The sequence below is a fragment of the Cellulomonas sp. genome (assembly GCF_017744555.1).
GTDB lineage: Bacteria > Actinomycetota > Actinomycetes > Actinomycetales > Cellulomonadaceae > Cellulomonas.
This window is the reverse complement of record NZ_JAGIBD010000031.1, coordinates 1-20,525: the sequence shown is the minus strand read 5'-3', so window position 1 is coordinate 20,525 and position 20,525 is coordinate 1. Positions and strand designations below refer to the sequence as shown.

General features: G+C 75.0%; 21 protein-coding genes and 1 riboswitch. Of the genes, 1 reads left to right on the top strand and 20 read right to left on the bottom strand.

Going from position 1 to position 20,525, the window contains the following annotated elements; all coding sequences use genetic code 11:
* Positions 1-6: 6 nt before the first annotated feature.
* Positions 7-1,146 carry a DUF3866 family protein gene (locus J7523_RS16465; RefSeq protein ID WP_291889011.1) on the top strand — a complete coding sequence of 380 codons (1,140 nt, stop codon included), beginning with the start codon at positions 7-9 and terminating at the stop codon, positions 1,144-1,146.
* A gap of 28 nt (positions 1,147-1,174) precedes the next feature.
* On the opposite strand, the gene J7523_RS16460 is transcribed toward J7523_RS16465, so the two are convergent.
* From J7523_RS16460 to carB, 20 genes are all read right to left on the bottom strand, one after another.
* Positions 1,175-1,603, bottom strand: coding sequence for a PH domain-containing protein (locus J7523_RS16460; protein ID WP_291889009.1), 429 nt, complete (start codon positions 1,601-1,603; stop codon positions 1,175-1,177).
* A 17-nt stretch (positions 1,604-1,620) separates the two neighbouring features.
* Positions 1,621-2,469 (bottom strand): ATP phosphoribosyltransferase, encoded by an 849-nt coding sequence (gene hisG, locus J7523_RS16455; RefSeq protein ID WP_291889006.1) that lies wholly within the window; start codon positions 2,467-2,469, stop codon positions 1,621-1,623.
* A gap of 45 nt (positions 2,470-2,514) precedes the next feature.
* On the bottom strand, positions 2,515-2,778 hold the full coding sequence (locus J7523_RS16450) for a phosphoribosyl-ATP diphosphatase (RefSeq protein WP_291889003.1): 264 nt from the start codon (positions 2,776-2,778) through the stop codon (positions 2,515-2,517).
* 55 nt (positions 2,779-2,833) lie between these two features.
* Positions 2,834-3,538 carry a nicotinamide riboside transporter PnuC gene (gene pnuC / locus J7523_RS16445; RefSeq protein ID WP_291889000.1) on the bottom strand — a complete coding sequence of 235 codons (705 nt, stop codon included), beginning with the start codon at positions 3,536-3,538 and terminating at the stop codon, positions 2,834-2,836.
* Between the two features lies 1 nt (position 3,539).
* A complete protein-coding gene (ribH, locus tag J7523_RS16440; protein ID WP_291888997.1) occupies positions 3,540-4,007 on the bottom strand; it encodes a 6,7-dimethyl-8-ribityllumazine synthase in 468 nt (155 codons plus the stop codon).
* Positions 4,004-5,356: a GTP cyclohydrolase II gene (ribA, locus tag J7523_RS16435; protein ID WP_291888996.1), complete on the bottom strand. Its 1,353-nt coding sequence runs from the start codon at positions 5,354-5,356 to the stop codon at positions 4,004-4,006. The genes ribH and ribA overlap by 4 nt, the downstream gene beginning before the upstream one ends.
* Positions 5,353-5,958 carry a riboflavin synthase gene (locus J7523_RS16430; protein ID WP_291888993.1) on the bottom strand — a complete coding sequence of 202 codons (606 nt, stop codon included), beginning with the start codon at positions 5,956-5,958 and terminating at the stop codon, positions 5,353-5,355. The genes ribA and J7523_RS16430 overlap by 4 nt, the downstream gene beginning before the upstream one ends.
* Complete coding sequence (ribD, locus tag J7523_RS16425) at positions 5,958-7,088, bottom strand: bifunctional diaminohydroxyphosphoribosylaminopyrimidine deaminase/5-amino-6-(5-phosphoribosylamino)uracil reductase RibD (protein WP_291888990.1); 1,131 nt, start codon at positions 7,086-7,088, stop codon at positions 5,958-5,960. Before ribD ends, J7523_RS16430 begins: the two co-directional genes overlap by 1 nt.
* 84 nt (positions 7,089-7,172) lie before the next feature.
* Positions 7,173-7,308: riboswitch (FMN riboswitch) on the bottom strand.
* Positions 7,309-7,397: 89 nt separating this feature from the next.
* Complete coding sequence (gene rpe, locus J7523_RS16420; protein WP_291888987.1) at positions 7,398-8,066, bottom strand: ribulose-phosphate 3-epimerase; 669 nt, start codon at positions 8,064-8,066, stop codon at positions 7,398-7,400.
* Positions 8,067-8,124: 58 nt separating this feature from the next.
* A complete protein-coding gene (locus J7523_RS16415) occupies positions 8,125-9,627 on the bottom strand; it encodes a transcription antitermination factor NusB (protein WP_291888985.1) in 1,503 nt (500 codons plus the stop codon).
* Positions 9,620-10,561 carry a methionyl-tRNA formyltransferase gene (fmt, locus tag J7523_RS16410; RefSeq protein ID WP_291888982.1) on the bottom strand — a complete coding sequence of 314 codons (942 nt, stop codon included), beginning with the start codon at positions 10,559-10,561 and terminating at the stop codon, positions 9,620-9,622. The genes J7523_RS16415 and fmt overlap by 8 nt, the downstream gene beginning before the upstream one ends.
* Before the next feature lie 75 nt (positions 10,562-10,636).
* On the bottom strand, positions 10,637-11,254 hold the full coding sequence (locus tag J7523_RS16405) for an HAD family phosphatase (protein WP_291888979.1): 618 nt from the start codon (positions 11,252-11,254) through the stop codon (positions 10,637-10,639).
* The gene (locus J7523_RS16400; RefSeq protein ID WP_291888976.1) at positions 11,251-13,347 is read right to left on the bottom strand and encodes a primosomal protein N'; all 2,097 of its coding nucleotides are present in this window, start codon (positions 13,345-13,347) and stop codon (positions 11,251-11,253) included. Before J7523_RS16400 ends, J7523_RS16405 begins: the two co-directional genes overlap by 4 nt.
* Positions 13,348-13,399: 52 nt before the next feature.
* A complete protein-coding gene (gene metK / locus J7523_RS16395; protein ID WP_291888974.1) occupies positions 13,400-14,602 on the bottom strand; it encodes a methionine adenosyltransferase in 1,203 nt (400 codons plus the stop codon).
* Positions 14,603-14,645: 43 nt separating this feature from the next.
* A complete protein-coding gene (coaBC, locus tag J7523_RS16390) occupies positions 14,646-15,836 on the bottom strand; it encodes a bifunctional phosphopantothenoylcysteine decarboxylase/phosphopantothenate--cysteine ligase CoaBC (protein ID WP_291888971.1) in 1,191 nt (396 codons plus the stop codon).
* Positions 15,837-15,846: 10 nt separating this feature from the next.
* Positions 15,847-16,110 carry a DNA-directed RNA polymerase subunit omega gene (rpoZ, locus tag J7523_RS16385; RefSeq protein WP_291888968.1) on the bottom strand — a complete coding sequence of 88 codons (264 nt, stop codon included), beginning with the start codon at positions 16,108-16,110 and terminating at the stop codon, positions 15,847-15,849.
* 55 nt (positions 16,111-16,165) lie between these two features.
* A complete protein-coding gene (gene gmk, locus J7523_RS16380; RefSeq protein ID WP_291888965.1) occupies positions 16,166-16,735 on the bottom strand; it encodes a guanylate kinase in 570 nt (189 codons plus the stop codon).
* Positions 16,736-16,783: 48 nt separating this feature from the next.
* Positions 16,784-17,095 carry an integration host factor, actinobacterial type gene (gene mihF, locus J7523_RS16375; RefSeq protein WP_291888962.1) on the bottom strand — a complete coding sequence of 104 codons (312 nt, stop codon included), beginning with the start codon at positions 17,093-17,095 and terminating at the stop codon, positions 16,784-16,786.
* A gap of 261 nt (positions 17,096-17,356) precedes the next feature.
* Positions 17,357-18,211, bottom strand: a complete 855-nt coding sequence (gene pyrF, locus J7523_RS16370) for an orotidine-5'-phosphate decarboxylase (protein WP_291888959.1) — start codon at positions 18,209-18,211, stop codon at positions 17,357-17,359.
* On the bottom strand, positions 18,208-20,525 hold a 2,318-nt coding region (carB, locus tag J7523_RS16365), incomplete at its 5' end, for a carbamoyl-phosphate synthase large subunit (RefSeq protein WP_291888956.1). The genes pyrF and carB, both read right to left, overlap by 4 nt.

Sequence of the window (20,525 nt, the reverse complement as noted above, 5' to 3'; positions counted from 1 at the left end):
TGCGCCGTGATCACGTGGCGTGCGGGTGTCGTCGTCGGGCTCGGGACGTCATGGCCGGGCGCCGCCGAGGTCACCGTGCGGCTCGACGAGCACGCCGGGGCGGCTCTGCCCGCCGAGGTCCGGGCGCTCGCCTACCCGTCGCTCGTCGGACCCGTCGCCGTCGGCGACCGGCTGCTGCTCAACGTGTCGGCGCTCGCCCGCGGGCTCGGCACGGGCGGGTACGCCCTGGTCGTCGGCCCCGCCGACCACGTCCCCGACGACCCGGCCGCCGGCCCCGGGCACCTCGTCAAGGCCCGCTACACGCCGCTGCAGGCGATGGTGCTGGGCGTCGACGACCAGGAGTCCCCGTACCACGACGCGCTGCGCGACGCCGACGACCTGGGCGGGATGCCCGTCGTCGTCGCGGACCTCCACTCCGCGCTGCCCGCGATCGTCGCGGGTGCCCGGTACGCCTCGGCCCGTGCGGGCCGCGCCGCCCCGCGCGTGGCGTACGTCATGACCGACGGGGGCGCGCTGCCCGCCTGGTTCTCCCGGACGATCGCAGGGCTGCGGGACGCCGGGTGGATCGAGGCCTGCGTCACCACCGGTCAGGCGTTCGGCGGCGACCTCGAGGCCGTGACCGTCCACACCGGGCTGCTCGCCGCACGCGTCGTCGTCGGCGCCGACCTCGCCGTCGTCGCGCAGGGTCCCGGCAACCTCGGCACCGGGACACGCTGGGGGTTCTCCGGCGTGGCAGCGGGCGAAGCCGTCAACGCGACTGCGGCCCTGGGCGGCCGGGCCGTCGCGTCCCTGCGGGTCTCGGGCGCCGACGCACGCGAGCGGCACCTGGGCGTCTCCCACCACTCGCTGACCGCCTACGGGCGGGTCGCGCTCGCCGCCGCCGACGTGCCCGTGCCGGTGTTCGAGCCCGACCCCGAGGGCGGCCTCGACGCGCTCGGACGACGGGTCCGGCACCAGGTCGCCGCGCTCGCGGCCCCGCACGGTCCGCACCGGCTCGTCGACGTCGACGCGGGGGCCGACCTGCTCTCCGCCCTCGCGGGCACGCCCGTGCGGCTGTCGACGATGGGCCGTGGCCTGGAGCAGGACCCGGCCGCGTTCCTCGCCGCCGGGGTCGCGGGGGTGCACGCGGCCGACCTGCTCGGCTGAGAGCCGCCCGCGTCGGCGCGTGGTCGGGTCAGTCGTCCTGCGCCGGTGTCGTGTGCAGCGCGACGAGCGTCGCGAGCCTGCGGGCCTCCGCCTCGGCCAGCTCCCCGTCGGCCCGCTGGATCCCCATGACGGCCAGCGTGTCGCCGTCGGCCAGGTCGAGCTGGACCCACGGGCGGCCCGACCCGAAGCGGACCGACACGATCTCCGGCCATGTCAGGCGTGTCGTGATCATGAGGTTGCGGACCGTCAGGCCGTCCTCGTCCGGCACCGCCCGCACGGTCGCCTGGCGCCAGCAGAACCACGCGATGAGCAGCCCGACGAGCGCGAAGCCCGCCCGGTCGAGGGGCTCGGCGTTCGGCAGCGCGAGGATCAGGGCCGCCGTGAGGACGAGCACCACGGCCACGAGCCCGAGCGTCACCAGCCGGGCGAACCGCGGCCGGAAGGGGGCGTGCGACACGTCCACGGCACGTCCGGTCAGAGCCGGCACGCGTGGATCGACGTGACGAGGATCGCGCGGGCGCCCACCTCGTACAGGGCGTCCATGACCCGGTTGGTCTGGTCGCGGCGGACCATCGCCCGCACGGCCGCCCACTCGCGGTTGTGCAGCGGCGAGACGGTCGGCGACTCCAGTCCGGGCGTGATCGCGACCGCCTGGTCGACGAGCGAGAGCGGCACGTCGTAGTCCATGAGCACGTACTCGCGGGCCGTCAGGACACCCTGCAGGCGACGCGTGAGCACGTCGAGACCCGCGGGCGCGTCGACGTCGGAGCGGCGCACCAGGACGGCCTCCGAGCGCAGGATCGGCTCGCCGAACACCTCGAGGCCCGCGGCGCGCAGCGTGGTGCCCGTCTCGACGACGTCGGCGATCACGTCGGCGACACCGAGCTGGATGGCCGACTCGACCGCCCCGTCGAGCCGCACGACCCCCGCGGGCTGGACGCCGCGCTCACGCAGGAACGCCGCGACGAGCACCGGGTACGACGTCGCGATGCGCTTGCCGGCGACCTGCTGCACGTCGTCGAGCTCGCCCGCGGTGGACGCGAACCGGAACGTGGACCGGGCGAAGCCGAGCGGCAGGTGCTCCGTCGCCGCGGACTCGGAGTCGAGCATGAGGTCACGCCCGGTGATGCCGACGTCGACCGTGCCCGCACCGACGTACACCGCGATGTCGCGCGGCCGCAGGAAGAAGAACTCGACGTCGTTGTCCGGGTCGGGCAGCACGAGCTCTCGGCCGTCGCGGCGCTGGCGGTAGCCGGCCTCCCGGAGCATCTCGACGGCGGGCTCGGACAACGAGCCCTTGTTGGGGACGGCGATCCTCAGCACGGTGTTCCTGTTCGGGAGAAGTGGGTGGACGTCAGAGCGCGACGGTCACAGGTGCTCGTAGACGTCGTCGAGCGTGATCCCGAGCGCGACCATGAGCACCTCGAGGTGGTAGAGCAGCTGCGAGATCTCCTCGGCGGTGCGCTCGACGCCCTCGTACTCGGCGGCCATCCAGACCTCGGCGGCCTCCTCGACGATCTTCTTGCCGATCGCGTGGACGCCCGCGTCCAGCTCCGTGACGGTGCGGGAGCCGGCGGGCCGGGTCGTCGCCTTCTCGGCGAGCTCGGCGAACAGGTGCTCGAAGGTCTTCACGTCGGTCAAGGGTAGACGGCTCCCGGGACGACCCGGACGCGCGTCCGTCCCACGGTCAGACGGCGACCTGCTCGTCGGCCGCCGCCGCGACGGCGGGGCGTTCGTCGCGCGCCCGCCACCACACGACGAAGCCGTACACCACGACGCCCGCGTACACGAGGTAGAGCACCGCCGACGGGTAGTAGCCGGCCTGCAGCAGCAGCGGCACCCCGACGGCGTCGACCGCGATCCAGATGAGCCAGAACTCGATCCACCCGCGCGCCATGCCGTACGTCGCGAGCATCGACCCGGTGAAGATCCACGCGTCCGCCCACGGCCCCCACGAGCCGAGCTCCCGGAAGAGCATGGCGAAGCCGACCGTGCCGACGACGCCGACCACGACGATCGTGATCCACCCCGACCAGCCGGCCCAGCGCGGGACCAGGGGCGGCGCGTCGACGGGTGCTCCCGCGCGCTCGTTGGCCCGCTGCAGCTGCCGCCACCGCACCCACCCGTAGACGGACACGATGACGAAGAACACCTGCCGGCCCGCCTGGCCGTACAGGTCGCGCGCCTGCGGCGTGTGGAACACGCCCCCGAGGAACACGGTGAACAGCAGCACGTTGCCGACGATGCCGACCGGCCACGCCCACACCCGGCGGCGCATGCCGCCGACGGCGGACGCGAGACCGAACAGGTTGCCGACGATCTCGCGCCACAGGATCGCGTGCCCGGCGATCACCACCTGCGCGTCGAACAGCCAGCCGAGCGGCCCGGTCACGTCACAGCCCCCGCAGGGCCACGACGGTCGCGACCGCGGCCTCGGCGGCCTCGGCGCCCTTGTCCTCGTGCGAGCCCTCCAGCCCGGCACGGTCGAGCGCCTGGGCTTCGTCGTCGCAGGTCAGCACGCCGAAACCGACGGGCACGCCCGTGCTGACGGCGACGTCGGTGAGTCCCGAGGTGGCCGCCGAGCAGACGTACTCGAAGTGCGGCGTGCCGCCGCGGATGACGACACCGAGCGCGACGACCGCGTCGGCCCCGGCAGCCGCTGCGGCGCGCGCGGCGACCGGCAGCTCGAACGTGCCGGGCACGCGCACGACCGTGACGTCCTCGACGTGCGCGGCCTCGAGCGCGCGCCGGGCACCGGCGAGGAGCCCGTCCATCACGACCGTGTGCCAGCTCGCGGCGACGACGACGACCTTCAGGCCGGTGCCGTCGACGTCCAGGGTGGGTGCTCCCGCACCGCTCATGCCAGGTCCTCCAGGTTCTCGAACAGGTGGTCGGTGGTGTCGACACCGGGCGTCGCGGGGGCCGCGAGGACCGGCGCCACCGGGATGGCGGCGCGCTCCGTGCCGACGGGCAGGTGCAGCAGGTGGCCCATCGACGTGGCCTTCGTGCGCAGGTACTCCTCGTTCTGAGGGGTGCGCCCGACCTCCAGGCCGCGCACCTCGGCGACGTCGATGCCGTGCGCCCGCAGCCCGGCCACCTTCGCGGGGTTGTTCGTCAGCAGGCTGACGCGCTGGACACCGAGGTCCGCGAGGATCGCCGCGGCCGCGCCGTACTCGCGACGGTCCGCAGGCCACCCGAGGTCGAGGTTCGCCTCGACGGTGTCCCGGCCGGCGTCCTGGAGCGCGTAGGCGGCGACCTTGGCGAGCAGGCCGATCCCCCGGCCCTCGTGGCCCCGCAGGTACACGACGGCGCCGCCCTGCTCGGCGGCGAGCTCGAGCGCTGCGTCGAGCTGCGGGCCGCAGTCGCAGCGGGCCGACCCGAACGCGTCGCCCGTGAGGCACTCGGAGTGCACCCGCACCACGGGGGTCTCCGCGAGGCCCGCGGTCGACACGAGAGCGACGTGCTCGTCGCCCGTGCGCAGGTCGCGGTACCCGTGGATCCGGAAGTCGCCGTGCTTCGTCGGCAGGTAGGCCGTGTGCGTCGCGTGCACGCGGTCGTGCAGCACCGGCGGGGCGGCGGGCTCGGGGACCGCGTCGTCGTGCTCGCGGCGCCACGCCACGAGGTCGGCGATCGTGAGCAGCACGAGCCCCTCGGCCTCGGCCAGCGCGGCGGCCGCGGGCAGGCGCGTCATCGAGCCGTCGTCGTCCACGAGCTCGGCGATCGCACCGACCGGCTCCAGGCCCGCGAGGCGGCACAGGTCGACGGCCGCCTCGGTGTGGCCCGCCCGGTGCAGCACGCCGCCCGGCACGGCCCGCAGCGGCAGCACGTGCCCCGGCCGGATGAGGTCCTCCCGGCCCGACGCGGGATCCGCGAGCACCCGGAGCGTGCGTGCACGGTCGGACGCCGAGATGCCTGTCGTGACGCCCGTCGCCGCGTCCACGGTGACCGTGTAGGCGGTCCGCCGGGGGTCCTGGCTGTGCGGGACCATGAGCGGCAGGTCGAGCGCGTCCGCCCGCGCGGCGGGCATGGGGGCGCACAGGTACCCGGACGAGTGCCGGATCGTCCACGCGACCCACTCGGGCGTCGCCGACTGCGCCGCGAGGATCACGTCGGCCTCGTTCTCGCGGTCGGGCGAGTCCGCGACCAGCACCGGACGGCCCGCACGCAGCGCCTCGAGCGCCTCCTCGACCGTGCCGAGTCGCGGCGTCACCGCAGCACCCCGGCCGTCGTGAGCAGCCGCTCCGTGTACTTGGCCAGCACGTCGACCTCGAGGTTGACGCGCGCACCGACCGCGAGCGTGCCGAGGGTCGTCGCCTCGAGCGTCGTCGGGATGAGCGAGACGCCGAACGAGTCGTCGCCCACGTGCGTCACGGTGAGCGACACCCCCGAGACCGTGACCGACCCCTTCTCCGCGACGTACCGCGCGAGCGACGGGTCGAGCTCGATCTCGACGTCGTCCCACCGGGGGCCGGGCGTCCGCGACCGGACCACGCCGACCCCGTCGACGTGCCCCTGCACCACGTGACCGCCGTACCTGCCGCCGACCTGCAGCGCCCGCTCGAGATTGACGGTGCTCGCGACGTCGAGATCGCCCAACGCGGTCCGGCGCAGCGTCTCGGGCATGACGTCCGCGAGGAACGTGCCGTCACCCGGGAGCTCGGTGACCGTCAGGCACACCCCCGACACCGCGATCGAGTCGCCGAGACGGGCGTCGGACACCACCACCGGCCCCCGCACGCGCAGCCGTGCGTCCTGCCCGGCCACCTCCAGCATCTCGACGGTGCCGATCTCCTCGACGATCCCGGTGAACATCAGTGCTCCTCATGCGTGGTGGCTGGGCGGGCACCCGGCTGAGCGGGCCCGGACGATGCGGAAGCGGTGGGCGTGGCGACGACCAGGACGTCCGGGCCCAGGTGGTGCACGCCCGTGGTGGTCAGGCGCAGCGCGCCGTCGATCGAGCCGATGCCCAGGTCGCCGACGGCGACAGGTCCGGCACCGAGCAGGACCGGCGCGACGTAGGCGTGCACCTCGTCGACGAGCCCGGCGCGCAGGAACGCGGTCGCGAGCGTGGGACCGCCCTCGACCAGCAGGTGCCGGACCTCGCGCTCGGCGAGTGCGTCGACGACGACGCGCGGGTCGTGCGTCCGCACGTGCACGAGCTCGCCACCCGGGCCGCGCAGGCGTGCGCCGCCGGGCACGTCGCGGTGCCCGACGACGACCCGCAGCGGCTGGTGGCCGTGGAGCTCGCCCGCGGCGTTGCGGGCCGTCAGCGACGGGTCGTCGGCGAGTGCGGTGCCGGTGCCGACGACGATCGCGTCGACCTCGGCACGCAGGTCGTGCGCGTGCCGGCGCGCCACGTCCGACGTGATCCAGCGGCTGCTGCCGTCCGCCGCGGCGACCCGGCCGTCCAGGCTCGTCGCGAGCTTGAGCGTGACGAACGGCCGCCCACGCTCGACCGACGGCAGCCACGCCCCGAGCAGGGCTCGACCCTCGTCGGGGAGCACGCCGGTACGGACGTCGACGCCCGCCGAGCGCAGCCGGTCCGCCCCCCCGGCGGCCTGCGGGTTCGGGTCCTCGACCGAGATCACCACGCGCGCGACGCCGGCGGCGAGCAGAGCCTCGGTGCACGGCCCGGTGCGGCCGGTGTGGTTGCAGGGCTCGAGCGTGACGACGGCCGTGAGGCCGTGGAGGTCCGTCCCACGCCGAGCGGCGTCCGCGAGGGCCGCAACCTCGGCGTGCGGTGTGCCGGCGCCCTGGTGCCAGCCCTCGCCGACCGTCGCGCCGGACGCGTCGAGCAGCACGCAGCCGACCCGCGGGTTGGGGCCGTGGACGGGTCCGCGCCGGGCGAGGGCCACCGCGCGGGTCATCGCCTCGAGCTCGACGGGCGTGACGTCGGACAGTGCGGAGGTCACCGCGGTGCGCTGGGCCGTCGTGCCGGTCATCGTCACCTCCCGGTGCCGCTCAGGGCTCCGGGGGTCGACGCAGGAAGGGTCCGCGCCAACGTCGCACGCCGAAAGCGTGCGACGCCACGTACTTCCTCCCATCCGGACTTTCACCGTCGGTCCTGGAGTTCCACCAGGTCAACCGCGCGTCCCGTGAGGGACGAGCGGGTCGCGGACTGTCACCGCCGGCTCGGACTTTCACCGACCCCGGAGCACGTGTGTGTGTTCTGTAGTGCGCCAACGATCATGCCACACGGCACATTCCCGACCCGGAGGGCGTCCGTCCGTCGGGCAGCGGCAGGCGTGCGCTCAGGGCTGGGCGAGCACCTCGTCGGCCAGGCCGCGCAGCGCGACGATCTCGGCGGCGACGTCGGGTGCGCCGTACACGGCCGAGCCGGCCACGAACACGTTGGCGCCCGCCTCGGCGATGCGCCCGATCGTCGACCGCGAGACGCCGCCGTCGACCTGGATCCACGTGGCCGCACCCGACTCCACGATCGCCTGACGCGTGCGTCGGATCTTCGGCAGCGTGCCCTCGATGAACGACTGGCCCCCGAACCCCGGCTCGACGGTCATCACGAGGATCATGTCGATCTCGTCGAGCAGGTCGAGCAGCGGCTCGACAGGGGACGCCGGGCGCAGCGCCACGCCGACCCGCACGCCGGCCCCCCGCAGCTCACGCGCGAGCCGCACGGGCGCCTGTGCGGCCTCGAGGTGGAACGTCACCGACGCCGCACCCGCCTCGGCGTACGTCGGCGCCCAGCGGTCCGCGTCCTCGATCATCAGGTGGACGTCGAGCGGCACGGGCGCCACCTCGGCGATGCGCCTCACCACGGGCGGGCCCAACGTCAGGTTCGGCACGAAGTGGTTGTCCATGACGTCGACGTGCACGTAGTCGGCGGCGGCGATCCTGCCGAGGTCCCGCTCCAGGTTGACGAAGTCGGCGGACAGGATGCTGGGGTTGATCAGCGCGGACACCAGGCCAGCGTATCGGCGCGACGTGCGCGTGCAGCCTCGCGGTCCGGGCCCGGTCCGGTCAGGCCGTGCGGCGCAGCAGCGTGAGGTGCATCGCGTCGGTCCCGTGCACGTGCGGCCACAGCTGCACGTCGGTCCGCCCGCCGGGCAGCTCCACCGGGCCTGGCGCGAGGTGCCGGACGACGGCGGCAGCGTCCAGCGGCTCGGCCGTCAGGCCCGCCTTCGCCGCGGCGCGCAGGGCGTCCTTCACGACGAGCTGCGTCTCCACGAGGTGCGGCGAGCACGTCACGTACGCGACGACGCCCCCCACCCGGACGGCCCGCAGAGCGGAGCCGAGCAGCTCGCGCTGCAACGCCCCGAGCGGCGCGAGGTCGGCGGGCGTGCGCCGCCACCGCGACTCTGGCCGGCGCCGCAACGCCCCGAGCCCGGTGCAGGGAGCGTCGACCATCACGCGGTCGAACGTGCCGGGCTCGTCCGTGCCGACGCTGCGCCCGTCGCCCGTGCGGACCTCCTCGACCGCGGCCTTCGGCACCGCACGCAGCGCCTGCTCGACGAGGCGCGCACGGTGGGGCTGCACCTCGTTCGCCACCAGCCTCGCGCCGCGCTCGGCGGCGAGCGACGCGAGGAGCGCCGCCTTGCCGCCGGGCCCGGCGCACAGGTCCAGCCAGCGGGCGTCGGGGCCGTCGAGCGGGGCCGCCCCGAGGGCGAGCGCGACCACCTGGCTGCCCTCGTCCTGCACCCCGGCGCGCGCGTCGCGGACCGCGTCGAGCGAGGCCGGGTCGCCGCCGGCGAGCACGACGGCCGTGGGCGAGACGGTGCCGGCCGTGGCGCCGTCCGCGGCGAGCAGCTCGTCGGCGTCGACCAGACCGGGGCGCGCGACGAGCGTGACGCGCGGGGCGGAGTTGTCGGCCTCGAGCAGCGCCTCGATCTCGTCCGCCGACCGACCGGCAACCACGAGCGCCTCCCGGAGCGCCCGCACGACCCACACGGGGTGGCTGTGCCGGACCGCCAGCCGGGCCACCGGGTCGTCGCCCGCCGCCTCCGCGATCGTGCGGTCCCACGTCTCGGCGTCCTGCCGGCCCACTGCCCGGAGCACCGCGTTCACGAACTGCGCAGCACCCGCGCCGACGGTCTCGCGCGCCAGCCCCACGGTCTCGGATACCGCGGCGTGCGCGGGCACCCGCATCCCGAGCAGCTGGTGCGTGCCGAGCCGGAGCAGGTCGAGCACGGGCGGGTCGATGCGGTCGGTCGTCCGGGCCGCCGCCTGCTCGATCACCGCGTCGTACCGGCCCCGCAGGCGCAGCGTCCCGTACGCGAGCTCCGTCACGAACGCCGCGTCGCGCCCGCGGATCCCCCGCTCCCGCAGCAGCGGCGGCAGCACGAGGTTCGCGTACGAGTCGCTGTCGGCGACCGCGCGGAGCACGTCGAACGCGGCTCGACGCGCCGGGTCGCCGGTCCGTCGCCGCTCGGACGGTGCGGTCGCCGAGCGCTGCGTCCGGCCCTGCGACCGGGCGGCCCCGCGCTGGCGTCCGCGCGCGTCGCGGCGGTCGGGTCCCTCACTCATGGCCCGCCCCCAGCACGACCGCGTCGTCGAGACGGGCGCCGCGCGCCCAGTCGGCCGCGGCCATCGGGCGCTTGCCGGGCGGCGTCACGTCGCCGAGGCGGACCGCGTGCCCGCCCGTGCCGACGAGCACCTCGTGCTTCGCGACCCGCACCTGACCCGGCGCGAGGTCGTCGACCTCCGGGACCGGGACCACGGGACCCAGGCCGAGCCGCGACCCGTCCGGCAGCGACGTCCACGCCCCGGGTGCGGGCGTGCAGCCCCGGATGCGCCGGTCGACCGCGTGCGCCGGGTGGGTCCAGCGGACGCGCGCGTCCTCGACCTCGAGCTTCGGTGCCAGGCTCACACCGTCGGCCGGCTGGGGCGCGGGGCTGAGGATCCCGTCCTCGATGCCGTCGAGCGTCCGCACCAGCAGCTGCGCACCCGCGACCGACAGCCGCTCGAGCAGCGCCCCGGAGGTGTCGCGCGGGCGCACGGTCTCGGTGAGCGTCCCGTAGACGGGACCGGTGTCGAGACCCTCCTCGATGCGGAACGTCGACGCCCCCGTGACCTCGTCGCCCGCGATGACGGCACGCTGCACGGGCGCGGCACCACGCCACGCGGGCAGGACGGAGAAGTGCAGGTTGACCCAGCCGTGCGTCGGCACGTCGAGCACCGACGCGGGCAGGAGCGCCCCGTACGCGACCACCGGGGCCGCGTCGACGGCGAGCTCGGCGAGCCTGGCCCGGAAGTCCTCGTCGCGCGGGCTGCCCGGTGTCAGCACCTCGATGCCCGCCTCGGTCGCGGCCGCCTTGACCGGGCTCGGCGCGAGCGTGCGCCCGCGTCCCGATCGCGCGTCGGGACGGGTCAGCACCGCCACGACCTCGTGACGGGAGGCGAGGAGCGCCTCGAGCGACGGCACCGCGGCCGCAGGGGTACCGGCGAAGAGCAGTCGCATGGCGTCGATCCTAGGTGGCCCGGTCCTGTCGCTCTGTCGGGATGCTCTGCCGGCCTGCTGTGCAGGGGGCGCTGCTCAGGAGGCCGGCAGGTCGAGACCCCGCACGGCGAGGTCGGCGCGGAGCCGGTCCGCGGACGTGAACAGCACGGCGTCGAAGCCGACACGCGCGGCGGCCTCGACGTTGGGCCGCGAGTCGTCCACGAAGACCGTCCGGGCGGGCGTCAGGCCGAACCGCCGGGCCGTCAGCTCGAAGATCCGCGGGTCCGGCTTCGCCAGGCCGGTCTCGCCGGACACGACGACGCCCTCCATCAGCCCCACTGCCGGGGCGACGAGCTCGGCGTGGTGGAACGTCTCGGCCGACCAGTTCGTCAGGCCGACGACCCGCACGCCGGCGGCCAGGAGGTCGCGCACCAGGGCCTCCATGCCCGGGACCGGCCCGGACAGCGCCTCGACGAAGTGCTCGACGTACAGGTCGACGGCACCGACGTGCTGCGGGAACCGTTCGGCGACGTCGGCCCGCGCGTCCGCCCAGCTCCTGCCCGCGTCCTGCCGGTGGTTGAACGCCGCGAAGTCGACGTCGGCGAAGAACTCGTCGACCGCGGCCCGGTCCATCCGCCCGACGAACGGTCCGTACGGGTCCCATCCGAGGACCACGTTCCCGAGGTCGAGCACGACCGCCTCGGGCGCCGTCACGTGAGGTCCGTCGGATCGAGCTGGACGCGCACCGTGCCACCCTCACGCCGCGCGCTGCGGACCGCGAGCGACGCCGCGAGCGACCGGGCGAGCGCCTGCCCCTGCGCCCGGGGGACGCGCAGCAGCGCGCGGACGTCGGGCTCGAGGGCACCCGGCACCGACCGCTCGGCCGCGCGGCCGCCCGTCACGGGCACCGGACCCAGCACCTCGACGCCGTCGACACGCTCGACCACGGCGAGCACCGCGTCACGTGGCCCGGTGACCGAGGCGATCCGGACCGCCGGGGGCAGCTGGAGCTCCGCCCGCTCGTCGAGCTCGCGCGACGCCAGACCCTCCGGGTCCCAGCGCACGAGCGCCTGCGCAGCCCGCTCCGGCGCGTCGCCGACGAGCAGCACCTGTCCCCCGTCGGACGCCGACCGCACGAGCGCGGCGGCCGCGAGCCACCGCCTGACGGCGTCCTCCGCCGCACCCAGCCCCTGACCCGCGCTGGTCGCGGCGTCCAGGAGCACCGCTGCGGCGTAACCCTCGGGGGCGACCGGCTCGGCGCCGGGCGTCGCGACGACGAGCGCGGGGACGTCCCGCACGGTCGCGAGCACCCCCCCGGCAGCACGAGCCCCCGACACGCGCACCGGGAAGCCGGGGAACGCGCGCCCGAGCTCCTCGGCGGTCCGCTGCGACCCCACCTGCACCGACCGCAGCGCACCCGCACCGCACTCGTCGCACCGCCAGCCCGTCGCGAGCCGCCCGCACCACCCGCACGTGGGCGTGCCGTCCGCGACCGTGATGCCGAGCGGGCCGTGGCACGTGCCGCACCGCGCCGACGCACGGCAGCGCCCGCACGCCACGACCGGCAGGTAGCCGGCCCGCGGCACCTGCACGAGCACCGGCCCCACGGCGAGGCGGTCACGGATGGTCCGCCACGCCGGTGTGGGCAGCCGCGCCGCCGCGGCCGGTCCCTCGCGGGCGAGCTCGGTCGAGTCGAGCGCCCGCACACGCGCCGTCCGGGCCCGGGTCGTCGCCCGGTCGGCGGCGACCTCACGCGCCCAGCCGGTCGCGACGAGCCCCTGCGCCTGGACCGTGCGTCCGTGGGCGCCGACGAGGAACGCGCAGCCCTCGAGCTCGGACCGCAGTGCGAGCACCTCGCGGACGTGCGGGTACGGCGCGCGCGGCTCGGCGTGCAGGCTGTCGCCGTCGTCCCAGCACACGACCAGGCCGAGGTCGCGCACCGGTGCGAACGCGGACGCGCGCGTGCCGACGACGACCTGCGCCTCGCCGCGCAGCGCTGCAAGGAATGCCCGGTACCGGGCCGCAGGGCCGTCGTCGGCGGTCAGCCGGACGGCACCGTGCGGCCGCTCCGCCGTCCACCGCGGCACGCCGGCGTCGTCGAGCGCGTCGAGGACGCGGTCGACGTCGCGCGCGTCGGGGACCACGACGAGCGCACCTCGCCCGCCGAGCACGGCGGCGGCGACGGCCTGCGCGATCGCGTCCGGCCACCGCTCACCGCGCGCCCCCGGAAGTGCCGTCCAGACGGCGCGTGGCGCACCGCCGGCCGTCACGTGCTGGAGGAAGGCATGCCCACCGCGATACGCGTCCCACGCCGTCGCCGACGCGTGCGGGACCAGGGGCCCCGCAGGCTCCCCCACCGATTCGCCCTCGACACGGGCGTGCCGGGGTGGGACGGCGAGCCGCAGGACGTCGACGAGCGTGCCCGCCCACCGGTCCGCGACTGCACGGGCCAGCCGCGCCACCGCCGGGGTCAGCACGGGCAGGTCCGAGACGACCCGACGCAGCGGTTGGAGCTCGCCCTCGTGGTCGGCAGTGTCGACCCGCTCCAGCACGTACCCGTCGACGTCCTGCCGGCCGAACCGGACCTTGACCCGGGCACCCGCGACCGCCCCCACCGCCATGCTCGCCGGCACGGCGTACTCGAACGGCCGGTCGAGGTGCGCCGGCGGCAGGTCGATCGCGACCCGCGCCACCGGGCGGTCCTCCGCGAGGGGCTGACCGCCGGTGGCCGCACGGACGCGCCGCCGGGCCCGCGGCGCGGGCAGGCCGTCGAGCACGAGCTGCTCGCCGCCGTCCGTCACCTCCACGCGCCCATCACACCATCCGCGCGCCGCGCGGGACGACGGCCTCCCGGGGCGATCAGCCGACCGCGGACCGCAGGTCGTCGACCCGGTCCGTCCGCTCCCAGGTGAACTCGGGCAGCTCGCGCCCGAAGTGCCCGTACGCCGCCGTCCGCCGGTAGATCGGGCGCAGCAGGTCGAGGTCGCGGATGATCGCGGCCGGACGCAGGTCGAAGACCTCGCGGATCGCGGCCGTCAGCCGCGCCTCGGGGACGGTCGCCGTACCGAACGTCTCGACGTACAGGCCGACCGGGTGCGCCTTGCCGATCGCGTAGGCGACCTGCACCTCGCAACGGCGGGCGAGCCCGGCAGCGACGACGTTCTTCGCGACCCACCGCATCGCGTACGCGGCCGACCGGTCCACCTTCGAGGGATCCTTGCCCGAGAACGCGCCACCGCCGTGCCGGGAGATCCCGCCGTACGTGTCGACGATGATCTTGCGGCCCGTGAGCCCGGCGTCGCCCTGCGGGCCGCCCACCACGAACGTGCCCGTGGGGTTCACGAGGAGGCGGTGGCCGCTCGCGTCGAGCTCGAGCCCGGCCAGCACCGGCGCGACGACGTGCTCCGCGATCGCCGGGCGCAGCGTCGACTCGAGCTGCACGTCCGGGTCGTGCTGCGTCGACAGGACGACCGTGTCGATCGTGACCGCACGGTCGCCGTCGTACCCGACCGTCACCTGCGTCTTGCCGTCGGGCCGCAGCCCCGGGACGACGCCCTCCTTGCGCACCTGGGCGAGCCGCTCGGCGAGCCGGTGCGCGACCCAGATCGGCAGCGGCAGGAAGCTCGGGGTGTCGTCCGAGGCGTAGCCGAACATGAGCCCCTGGTCGCCGGCACCCTGCAGGTCGAGCGGGTCCATGTCGGAGGTGTCCTCGCGGACCTCGATGGCCTTGTCGACGCCCGCGGCGATGTCGGGCGACTGCTGACCGATCGACACCGAGACGCCGCACGACTCGCCGTCGAAGCCGATGTGCGACGACGTGTAGCCGATACCCCGCACGACCTCACGCACGACCTGGGGGATCTCGACGTACGCGGACGTGGTCACCTCGCCCGCCACGTGCACGAGCCCGGTGGTCACCATCGTCTCGACCGCGACGCGGGCCTGCGGGTCCTGCTCCAGGATCGCGTCGAGGATCGCGTCGGAGATCTGGTCACAGACCTTGTCCGGATGCCCCTCGGTCACGGACTCGGACGTGAACAGGCGCAGGCTCGGATCGATCATGGCGCACAGCGTAACGGCCGACCAGGGGCTGCTGATGACGCGTTCAGGAAGCCGCCAGCACCGCGTCCCAGACGGCGTGCGCGACCTCGTCCTTCGACCCCGCGCTGCGGGCGACGACGTTGCCGATCCCGTCGAGCACCACGACCTCGTTCGTGTCCGTACCGAAGCCCAGCCCGCCGCCCACCGCGTTCACGACGAGCAGGTCCGCGCCCTTGCGGGCGGCCTTGGCGCGGCCGTGGTCCAGCACCGACCCCTCGTCGTCGCCGGTCTCGGCGGCGAACCCGACGACGAGCTGCCCCGGACGGGGCCTGTCGCGCGCGAGCTCGGCGAGGATGTCCGTGGTCTGCACGAGCTCGAGCGGGGGCGCGGACCCGTCCGCCCGCTTCTTGATCTTCGACGAGACGACCGTGGCCGGCCGGTAGTCGGCGACGGCTGCGGCCATCACCACGACGTCGGCGACCTTCGCCGCGGTCCGCACGGCGTCCCGGAGCTCGGCCGCGGTCTCGACCTGCACGACGTCGGCACCGGCCGGCGGCGGCACCGACATGTTCGCGGCCACCAGCGTGACCTGGGCGCCGCGGGCGAGCGCGGTGCGGGCCAGCGCGACACCCTGGCGACCGGACGACCGGTTGCCGAGGAACCGCACGGGGTCCAGCGGCTCGCGCGTCCCGCCGGCAGAGACGACGACGTGGCGCCCCACGAGGTCGCGAGGACCGACCAGCGCCAGTGCGGCGGCGGCGATGGCCTCAGGTTCCGGCAGTCGTCCGGGGCCGGTGTCGGCACCCGTGAGCCGCCCCGCGTCGGGGTCGAGCACGTGCACGCCGCGCGCCCGCAGCGTCGCGACGTTCGCCGTCGTGGCGGGGTGCAGCCACATCTCGGTGTGCATCGCCGGCGCCATGAGCACCGGGCAGCGCGCGACCAGGAGGGTCGCGGTCAGCAGGTCGTCGGCCCGACCGCCCGCGGCGCGCGCGAGCAGGTCGGCGGTCGCCGGAGCCACGATCACGAGCTCGGCCTGCTGGCCGACCGCGACGTGCGCGACCTGGTCGACGTCCTCGAAGACGTCCGTGGTCACCGGCTGCCCGGACAGGGCCTCCCACGTCGCACGCCCGACGAACTCGAGCGCCGCGCGCGTCGGCACGACACGCACGTCATGGCCGCCCTCCCGGAGCAGGCGCAGCAGGAGGACGGCCTTGTAGGCGGCGATGCCGCCCGCGACACCGAGGACGATCCGCATGGGCGGACGCTCAGGCCTCCGTGGCCTCGGCGGTCAGCAGGCCCGCGTCGATCTCGCGCATCGCGATCGACAGCGGCTTCTCCTGCGGACGCGTCTCCACGAGGGGGCCGACGTACTCGAGCAGGCCCTCGTTGAGCTGCGAGTAGTAGGCGTTGATCTGGCGGGCACGCTTCGCCGAGTACAGCACGAGCGCGTACTTGGAGTCGGCGCGCTCGAGCAGCTGGTCGATCGGCGGGTCGGTGATGCCCGTGGGGGCGGCAACGGTTCCGGACACGATGGTCTCCCGTACGTCAGGGGGTGGGTCTGCGGTCGATCCTACCTGGTCGGGCCTACCGGGTCGGGAGGCCCATCACCTCGACCAGGGCGTCCGTCGCCCGGTGCACGTCGTCGTTGACGATCACGTGGTCGAACTCCGACTCGGCCGCGAGCTCGACGCGCGCGGTCTCGAGGCGCCGCTCACGCTCCTCGGCGTCCTCGGTCCCCCGCCCGACGAGCCGGCGCACCAGCTCGTCGAACGAGGGCGGCGCGAGGAAGACGAAGCGCGCGTCGGGCATCGACTCGCGCACCTGCCGGGCACCCTGGAGATCGATCTCGAGCAGCGCGGGCTCGCCGGCGGCGAGCCGCTCCTCGACCGGCTTGCGCGGCGTGCCGTACCGGTTGCGACCGTGCACCACCGCCCACTCGAGCAGGTCACCGCGGGCGGCCATCCGCTCGAACTCGTCGACCGACAGGAAGTGGTAGTGCACCCCGTCGATCTCCCCCGGCCGCGGTGACCGCGTCGTCGCGGACACCGACAGCCAGATCTGTGGGTAACGGGCGCGGATGTCGGCGGACACCGTGCCCTTGCCGACGGCGGTAGGTCCGGCGAGAACGGTCAGCCGGGCGGGCGTCGTCGTCATGTGTGGTGCTGTACTCCTCGTGGCGCGCGGTCGTCTGCGACCGGCGCGTCACCCGAAGCGCTCGACCAGGGCCTGCACCTGGTGCGGACCGAGGCCACGCACCCGCCGGGTGTCGGAGATGCCGATCTCCGACATGATCGCACGCGCCTTGACCTTGCCGACGCCAGGCAGGGACTCGAGGAGCGCGACGACCTTGAGCTTGCCGATCGTCTCGTCCTTGCGTCCTTGCTCGATGACCTCGGAGAGCGTGCCCTGCGAGTACTTGAGGCGGTTCTTCACCTCGGCACGGGCCTGCCTCGCGGCGGCGGCCTTCTGGAGCGCTGCGGCTCGTTGTTCGGGAGTCAGCGGAGGGAGAGCCACGCGCGTCACCTTCTCGTCACTGGGCCGGCGATCCACGTCAGATGCGCGGGACCGTGACAACGAAACTAGCGAGCAGCACCCGCCTCGGCAACGCGGACGCGCGGGAAGCCGTCCTTGCGACCTGCGCAGACGTGCGCAGGGCGGGCCGGGCCGCACCGACCACGGGTCCCGCTTGCCGTCCGCCACGGCCGGCGCGGCGGCCGACGGGGCACGACGACGACCCGGCGGGCGGGGCCCACCGGGTCGTCGTCCGTGCGGGCGTCAGGACGGGCGCAGCGCCGCGGTGGCCTCGTCGGCGGCCTTCGTGGCCGCGGAGCGGAGCGCCTCGACGCCCGGACCGGCCGCCAGGACGCCCCGGGACGACGAGGCGAGCACCTGGTGCCGGGCGGGGCCGAAGACGGCCGCGAGCTCGCGCGCACCGGCCCCCTGGGCGCCGACGCCCGGCGCCAGCAGCGGGCCGTTGACGCGCGTGAGGTCGGTGCCCGTGCGCTGCGCGGCGTCGCCCACCGTGGCGCCGACGACGAGGCCGACGGACCCGAGCGGCCGCGCACCGGCGTTGATCGCGGCGGCCCGGGCGGCGACAGCCGCGGCGACGCTCACGCCGTCGTCGGTCCGGGCATGCTGCACCTCGTGGCCCTCCTTGTTGGAGGTCAGGCACAGGACGAACAGCCCGCGCCCGGTGGCGAGCGCCAGGTCGACGGCCGGGTCGAGGGACCCGAACCCGAGGTACGGCGAGACCGTCAGCGCGTCGCCGGCGAGCGGCGAGCCGTCCCGGAGGTACGCGTCGGCGTAGCCCTCCATCGTCGAGCCGATGTCGCCCCGCTTGGCGTCGACGACGACGAGCGTCCCGGTCTCCCGGCCCGCCGCGACGACCTCCTCGAGCACCGCGACGCCCGCCGAGCCGTGCCGTTCGAACAGCGCGGACTGCGGCTTGACGGCCGCGACCCGGCCGCCGACGGCGTCGAGGACGGTGAGCGCGAACCGCCGCAGGCCGGCGGCGTCGTCGGCGAGGTCCCACGCCGCCAGGAGCCCCGGGTGAGGGTCGATGCCGACGCACAGCGGTCCGTGCGCGTCCATGGCGTCCGCGAGGCGGGCGCCGAACGTCGGCCGCGTCACGCGACGACCGCCGCGCGCGACTCCCGGCGGGCGGATGCGGCGGCGTCGTGCTCCTGCAGGCTGGTCACCGCGAACGGGCCCGCCTGGGCCGCCTCGATGGCCTGCACGGCCGCGCCGAGCTGCTGGACCGTCGTCACCATCGCCTTGTCGGCGGCGACCGTCGCGGCACGGATCTCGTAGCCGTCGGCGCGGGCGCCCTGGCCGGACGGGGTGTTGACGACCATGTCGACGTCGCCCGACGTGATGAGGTCGACGATCGTCGGCTCCCCCGCCGGTCCGCGGCCCGACGAGTGCTTGCGCACGACCGTCGAGCGGATGCCGCTGCGGTGCAGGACGGCCGCGGTGCCCTCGGTCGCGAGGATCTCGAAGCCGAGCTCCGCGAGCCGCTTCACCGGGAACACGATCGAGCGCTTGTCCCGGTCAGCGACCGAGATGAACGCCCGGCCGCTGGTCGGCAGGCCGCCGAACGCCGCGTCCTGCGACTTCGCGAACGCGGTCGGGAAGTCGACGTCGAAGCCCATGACCTCGCCCGTGGAACGCATCTCCGGGCCGAGCACGGTGTCGACGACGACGCCCTCCTTCGTGCGGAACCGCTTGAACGGCAGCACGGCCTCCTTGACGGCGACCGGCTGGTCGAGGTCGATGACGGACGCGTCCTGCGCAGGCAGGATGCCGTCAGCCCGCAGGTCCGCGATCGACTTGCCTGCCATCACGAGCGCCGCGGCCTTGGCGAGCGAGACGCCCGTCGCCTTCGAGACGAACGGCACGGTGCGCGACGCACGCGGGTTGGCCTCGAGGACGTAGAGCACGTCGGAGACGAGCGCGAACTGGATGTTCAGCAGGCCGTGCACGCCGACGCCGCGGGCGATCGCCTCGGTGGACAGGCGGATGCGCTCGAGCTCGGCCGTCGACAGCGTCACGGGCGGCAGAGCGCACGCGGAGTCTCCGGAGTGGATGCCGGCCTCCTCGATGTGCTCCATGACGCCGCCGAGGAACAGCTCGGTGCCGTCGAACAGCGCGTCGACGTCGATCTCGATCGCGTCGTCGAGGAAGCGGTCGATGAGCAGCGGCGGCAGCGTGCCGGCACGACCGCCGTCCGCCGCGTTCTCGAGCGCCCGCTCGACGTAGCCGGTGAGCTGGTTCTGGTCGTAGACGATCTCCATGCCGCGGCCGCCCAGCACGTACGACGGGCGCACGAGCACGGGGAAGCCGATGCGCTGCGCCGTCTCCCGGGCCCCCGCGAGCGTCGTCGCGGTGCCGAAGGCCGGAGCGGGCAGGCCGGCGGCCGCGAGGACCTTGCCGAACTCGCCCCGATCCTCGGCCGCGTCGATGGCCTGCGGCGACGTGCCGAGGATCGGCAGGCCGGCGTCCTGCAGGCGCTGCGCGAGCGACAGCGGCGTCTGGCCGCCGAGCGTGACGATCAGGCCCGCCACGGGCCCGGCGGCGAGCTCGGCCTCGTAGACCTCGAGCACGTCCTCGAACGTGAGCGGCTCGAAGTACAGGCGGTCGGACGTGTCGTAGTCGGTGGACACCGTCTCGGGGTTGCAGTTGACCATGACGGTCTCGTACTCGCCCTTGAGCGCCAGCGCGGCGTGCACGCACGAGTAGTCGAACTCGATGCCCTGGCCGATGCGGTTCGGGCCCGAGCCGAGGATGAGGATCGCGGGGCGCGTGCGCGGCCGGACCTCGGTCTCGTCGTCGTACGAGGAGTAGTGGTACGGCGTCTGCGCGGCGAACTCGGCGGCGCACGTGTCGACCGTCTTGAACACCGGGCGCAGGCCGACGGCGTGCCGCGTGGTGCGGACCGCGTCCTCCGTCGTCCGGCGCAGCTGCGCGACCTGCGCGTCCGAGAGGCCGTGGCGCTTGGCGTGCAGCAGGACCTCGCGCGTGAGCGCCGGAGCGTCGGCGGTCGCCTGGGCGACCTCGTTGACGAGCTGCACCTGGTCGAGGAACCACGGGTCGATGCCCGTGCGCTCGTACACCGTCTCGATGCTCACGCCGGCGCGCAGCACCTGCTGGACGTCGATGAGCCGTCCCTCGGTGGGCCGGGCGATCGTCTCGACGAGCGCGTCGAGCGCGTCGCCAGACGCCGGCGCGCCGTCCCAGTGGAAGACCGAGCCCTTCTTGTCGATCGACCGCATGGCCTTGCCGAGCGCCTCGGTGAAGTTGCGGCCGAGGGCCATCGCCTCGCCGACCGACTTCATGGTCGTCGTGAGCGTGTCGTCGGCGGCCGGGAACTTCTCGAACGCGAACCGCGGCACCTTGACGACGACGTAGTCGAGCGTCGGCTCGAAGCTCGCGGGCGTGGAGCCGG

Excerpts from the sequence above, each read along its gene's own strand:
- ribH (WP_291888997.1), bottom strand. The coding sequence starts at position 4,007 with ATGAGCGGTGCGGGAGCACCCACCCTGGACGTCGACGGCACCGGCCTG.
- J7523_RS16430 (WP_291888993.1), bottom strand. The coding sequence starts at position 5,958 with ATGTTCACCGGGATCGTCGAGGAGATCGGCACCGTCGAGATGCTGGAG.
- ribD (WP_291888990.1), bottom strand. The coding sequence starts at position 7,088 with ATGACCGGCACGACGGCCCAGCGCACCGCGGTGACCTCCGCACTGTCC.
- J7523_RS16415 (WP_291888985.1), bottom strand. The coding sequence starts at position 9,627 with ATGAGTGAGGGACCCGACCGCCGCGACGCGCGCGGACGCCAGCGCGGG.
- fmt (WP_291888982.1), bottom strand. The coding sequence starts at position 10,561 with ATGCGACTGCTCTTCGCCGGTACCCCTGCGGCCGCGGTGCCGTCGCTC.
- metK (WP_291888974.1), bottom strand. The coding sequence starts at position 14,602 with ATGATCGATCCGAGCCTGCGCCTGTTCACGTCCGAGTCCGTGACCGAG.
- coaBC (WP_291888971.1), bottom strand. The coding sequence starts at position 15,836 with ATGCGGATCGTCCTCGGTGTCGCGGGCGGCATCGCCGCCTACAAGGCC.
- gmk (WP_291888965.1), bottom strand. The coding sequence starts at position 16,735 with ATGACGACGACGCCCGCCCGGCTGACCGTTCTCGCCGGACCTACCGCC.